Annotated in this window: 4 protein-coding genes; 2 read left to right on the forward strand and 2 right to left on the reverse strand. The window is 74.1% G+C overall.

Features of this window, described 5'->3' with window-relative positions; all coding sequences use genetic code 11:
- Positions 1-194 precede the first annotated feature (194 nt).
- Positions 195-692, forward strand: coding sequence for a 50S ribosomal protein L17 (gene rplQ / locus LCE31_RS08575; protein WP_225013407.1), 498 nt, complete (start codon positions 195-197; stop codon positions 690-692).
- 155 nt (positions 693-847) lie between these two features.
- Here the strand turns inward: rplQ and LCE31_RS08580 are convergent, their stop codons facing one another.
- The gene (locus LCE31_RS08580) at positions 848-1,753 is read right to left on the reverse strand and encodes a UTP--glucose-1-phosphate uridylyltransferase (RefSeq protein ID WP_225013408.1); all 906 of its coding nucleotides are present in this window, start codon (positions 1,751-1,753) and stop codon (positions 848-850) included.
- 206 nt (positions 1,754-1,959) lie between these two features.
- On the opposite strand from LCE31_RS08580, the gene truA reads away from it, so the two are divergent.
- The gene (gene truA, locus LCE31_RS08585; protein WP_225013410.1) at positions 1,960-2,775 is read left to right on the forward strand and encodes a tRNA pseudouridine(38-40) synthase TruA; all 816 of its coding nucleotides are present in this window, start codon (positions 1,960-1,962) and stop codon (positions 2,773-2,775) included.
- Between the two features lie 16 nt (positions 2,776-2,791).
- Here the strand turns inward: truA and LCE31_RS08590 are convergent, their stop codons facing one another.
- Positions 2,792-3,784 carry a type VII secretion protein gene (locus LCE31_RS08590; RefSeq protein ID WP_225013409.1) on the reverse strand — a complete coding sequence of 331 codons (993 nt, stop codon included), beginning with the start codon at positions 3,782-3,784 and terminating at the stop codon, positions 2,792-2,794.
- Positions 3,785-3,862 lie beyond the last annotated feature (78 nt).

Raw genomic sequence — 3,862 nt, forward strand, 5'->3', positions numbered from 1 at the left:
CTCCGCCGGCCCGCCCCGGCCGCCGGGGGGGGGGGGGCCGCCCCCCCCCCCCGGGGGGGGGGGGGCCCCCCCCCCCCCCCCCCCCCCCCCCCCCCCACCGCCGTGCCCAGCCCGGAAGCCTCCGGCGGGCGACCGCTCGCCGGACCTGACACCGGTACCTGATACGGCCGGTGCAGACAAGAAGGAGAACGACCATGCCGAGGCCCACCAAGGGTGCCCGACTGGGCGGCAGCGCCGCGCACGAGAAGCTGCTCCTCGCGAACCTCGCGAAGTCGCTGTTCGAGCACGGCCGCATCAAGACGACCGAGGCGAAGGCCCGCCGCCTGCGTCCGGTCGCCGAGCGTCTGATCACGAAGGCGAAGAAGGGCGACATCCACAACCGTCGCCTGGTGCTGCGCACGATCACGGACAAGGACGTCGTGTACCGGCTGTTCTCCGAGATCGGGCCGCGCTACGAGAACCGTCCGGGTGGCTACACCCGCATCACCAAGATCGGCAACCGCCGTGGCGACAACGCGCCCATGGCGGTCATCGAGCTGGTGGAGGCCCTGACCGTGGCCCAGCAGGCCACCGGCGAGGCCGAGGCGGCGACAAAGCGCGCGGTCAAGGAAGACGCCGAGAAGAAGGACGCGCCCAAGACCGAGACGGTCGAGGACGCGGCTCCGGCCGAGGACACGGACGAGTCCAAGTAGTCCTGGCCACGTCCCTGCCGGGGGCAGCGAAAGGCCCGCACCGCACTCCCGTGGATACGTCCACGGAGGAGCGGCGCGGGCCTTTCCACGTAACGGAGCCCCTCGCACGGCCGTGCGGCCCCGTACGCAGGCCCGGCGCGAGGCGGCCGGTGGTGTCAGGCGTCTGTCGGGCCGTCCAGTTCTCGGGTCATGTGGCGCAGGAGGGGGCCGTACTCGGGGTGGGAGAGTGCGGAGGCGAACTGGGCGACCAGGTAGTCCGCCGGGTTGCCGGTGTCGTACCAGCTGCCCTGGATGACCTGCCCGTAGACGGCGCGGCTCGACGCGTACGCGTTGATCGCGTCCGTCAGGTAGATCTCGCCCTCGCGGTGCTCGTACCAGCGCTTCGTCTGCTCGCGCAGCTCGTCGACGATGCCCGGCGTGATCACGTACCCGCCGATCGCGGCGTACGCGGACGGCGCGTCCTCCGGGGCGGGCTTCTCCACCAGGCCGGTGATGCGCAGCTGGCCGTCGCCCAGGTCCTCCTTGACCACAGGGACGCCGTAGCGCCCCGACTCCGCCGGGCGCATCGGCAGCAGTGCGAGGACCGGGCTGCTCGTCGCCTCGTACGCGCGGATCAGCTGCTGCGCGCGCGGGACCTCGGCCACGAAGACGTCGTCGGGCCACAGGACGAGCATCGGCTCGTCGCCGAAGTTGCGGGCCGCGTTCAGGACGGGGGTGCCGTTGCCGTACGGGCCGTGCTGGTCCAGGTACGTGATGTGACCGAGGCGGGACAGCTCTCCGACCTCCTCGACGGCGTCCGCGTACGCGGTCTTGCCGTCGGCGCGCAGCTGGGCGACGAGCGCGGGATTCGGGCGGAAGTGGTCCTGGATGAGGTTCTTGCCGCCCGAGACGACGATCGTGATGTCGGTGATCCCGGACGCCACCAGCTCGCGCACGGTGTGTTCGATGACCGGCTTGTCACCGACGGGCAGCATTTCCTTCGGGATGGCCTTCGTCAGCGGCAGCAGCCGGGAACCGAGTCCTGCTGCGGGGATCACGGCCTTGCGGATGGTCGTCGCCATGGGGTCGGGGTCCCTCTCAGGGTGCTACATGCGGGCGTCGTGTTGACGCAGACGCTACCGGTTCCGCCCGCGGGGGCGGATCGCGGGCCTGGGAGGATGGGGGAGTGAGCGTGAGTGGCGGAGACAGTGGGGCAGACGGCGGGGCCCGGGCGGCGGCCGGGGCGGACAGCGGTGCGGGCGAGGGTCCCGCGCCCGGTTTCGTACGGGTGCGGCTCGACCTGTCGTACGACGGGGCAGGCTTCTCCGGCTGGGCGAAGCAGACCGCGCGCAGGACGGTGCAGGGCGAGATCGAGGACGCGCTGCGCACGGTGACGCGCTCGCCCCGGGGCTATGAGCTGACCGTCGCCGGGCGTACGGACTCCGGGGTGCACGCGCGCGGGCAGGTCGCGCACGTCGACCTGCCGGACGAGGTGTGGGCGGCGCACGAGGACAAGCTGCTGCGGCGCCTCGCGGGACGGCTGCCCCACGACGTACGGGTGTGGCGGGCGCAGCGCGCGCCGGCCGGGTTCAACGCCCGCTTCTCCGCGGTCTGGCGGCGCTACGCCTACCGGGTCACCGACCATCCGGGCGGGGTCGACCCGCTGCTGCGCGGCCATGTGCTGTGGCACGACTGGGACTTGGACGTCGACGCGATGAACGAGGCGTCCGCGCGGCTGGTCGGGGAGCACGACTTCGCCGCGTACTGCAAGCGGCGCGAGGGCGCGACGACGATCCGCACCCTCCAGCGGCTCGACTGGGTGCGGGGCGAGGACGGGATCGTCACGGCGACGGTGCGCGCCGACGCGTTCTGCCACAACATGGTGCGCTCGCTGGTCGGCGCGCTGCTGTTCGTCGGCGACGGGCACCGGGACACCCAGTGGCCCGCGAAGGTGCTGGCCGCGGGCGTACGGGACTCGGCGGTGCACGTCGTACGGCCGCACGGACTGACCCTGGAGGAGGTCGGCTACCCGGCGGACGACCTGCTCGCGGCCCGCAACAGGGAGGCACGCAACCGGCGGACGCTGCCGGGCGGTTGTTGCTAGGAAGCGCCGGGACCGTTCACCCCGCGGGCCGCTGCCGCAGCGCGCGGTCCAGGACCTCCGCCGCGAGGCGGGTGGCGGCGAGCCGGGTGCGGGCGCCGAGCAGGTCCGTGCGGATCACCCCGCCGCCCGCCAGATGCCGGTCGTACGGGAGGACGACGACCTCGGCGCCCGTCTCCCGCAGCCGGCGGGCCGCGCGCTCCGTGTCCAGTACCTGGTGCGGCGCGGAACAGGCCAGTGCGACGACCGTCCCGGGCAGCAGCGGCACCGGCAGCGAGGCCATCCAGTCCAGCACCGCACGCGTGGAGTTGACGCCCTCCACGGTCGCGGGCGCGGCCAGCACCCGGGTGTGCGCGGTGTCCAGCGCCGTACGGGCCACCTCGCCGGGCACGCTCTCGCAGTCCACCACCGTCACCGCGAAGTGGCGGCGCAGGGCCACCATCACCGTCCGGTACGACGGCACGTCGATGCGCGCCCCGACATCGCCCCGGCTGCCGGGCAGCAGCCAGCCGCCGTCGTCCAGCGGTACGAGGTAGCCGGTCACGTCCGTCAGCCGCATCGACGGCCGGACGATGCCCGCGAGGTCGGCGGTCGTCCACCGCACGGTCTCGGCGCCGAGCCGCCCCGCGAGCGTCCCGAGCGCGGCGTCCGCCTCCAGGGTGAGAACCGGGTCGTGGCGGTAGTGGTTGAACGTGCGGCTCAGCAGGGCCGCCACCGTCGTCTTGCCGGAGCCGCCGCGGATGCTCGTCACGACGATGTGGCGTCCGCTCGTGATGGGTTGCTGGACGCGTTCGGCGAGCCCTGTCGCGTCGTTGACGGCGCGTGCGGCGGACGAACCCAGGGCGGCCCGCAGCGCACGCAGGGTGCGGGTGGCGAACGGATCGCCGTGCAGCGGCCGGGGCGCACCGGCGGGAGCGGGGGCCGGCGCGGGCCTGGCGCCGGGGGCACCGGCCCCGGGCGGCGCTACGCCGCCGCCGCCCACCGGGGCACGTGGGTTATCTGCGCCGCCCACACCCCGCGCCGCCGCGCCGGGCCTCGCGCTCCGCCCCGGCGCGGGCGGTGGGATACGCGGGCGCCACCGCACAAACTC

Source organism: Streptomyces sp. 8L (assembly GCF_020176795.1).
Taxonomy (GTDB): Bacteria; Actinomycetota; Actinomycetes; order Streptomycetales; family Streptomycetaceae; genus Streptomyces.

Bases quoted from the DNA above. Each gene is read 5' to 3' on its own strand.
- rplQ (WP_225013407.1), top strand. From the start codon at position 195: ATGCCGAGGCCCACCAAGGGTGCCCGACTGGGCGGCAGCGCCGCGCAC.
- LCE31_RS08580 (WP_225013408.1), bottom strand. From the start codon at position 1,753: ATGGCGACGACCATCCGCAAGGCCGTGATCCCCGCAGCAGGACTCGGT.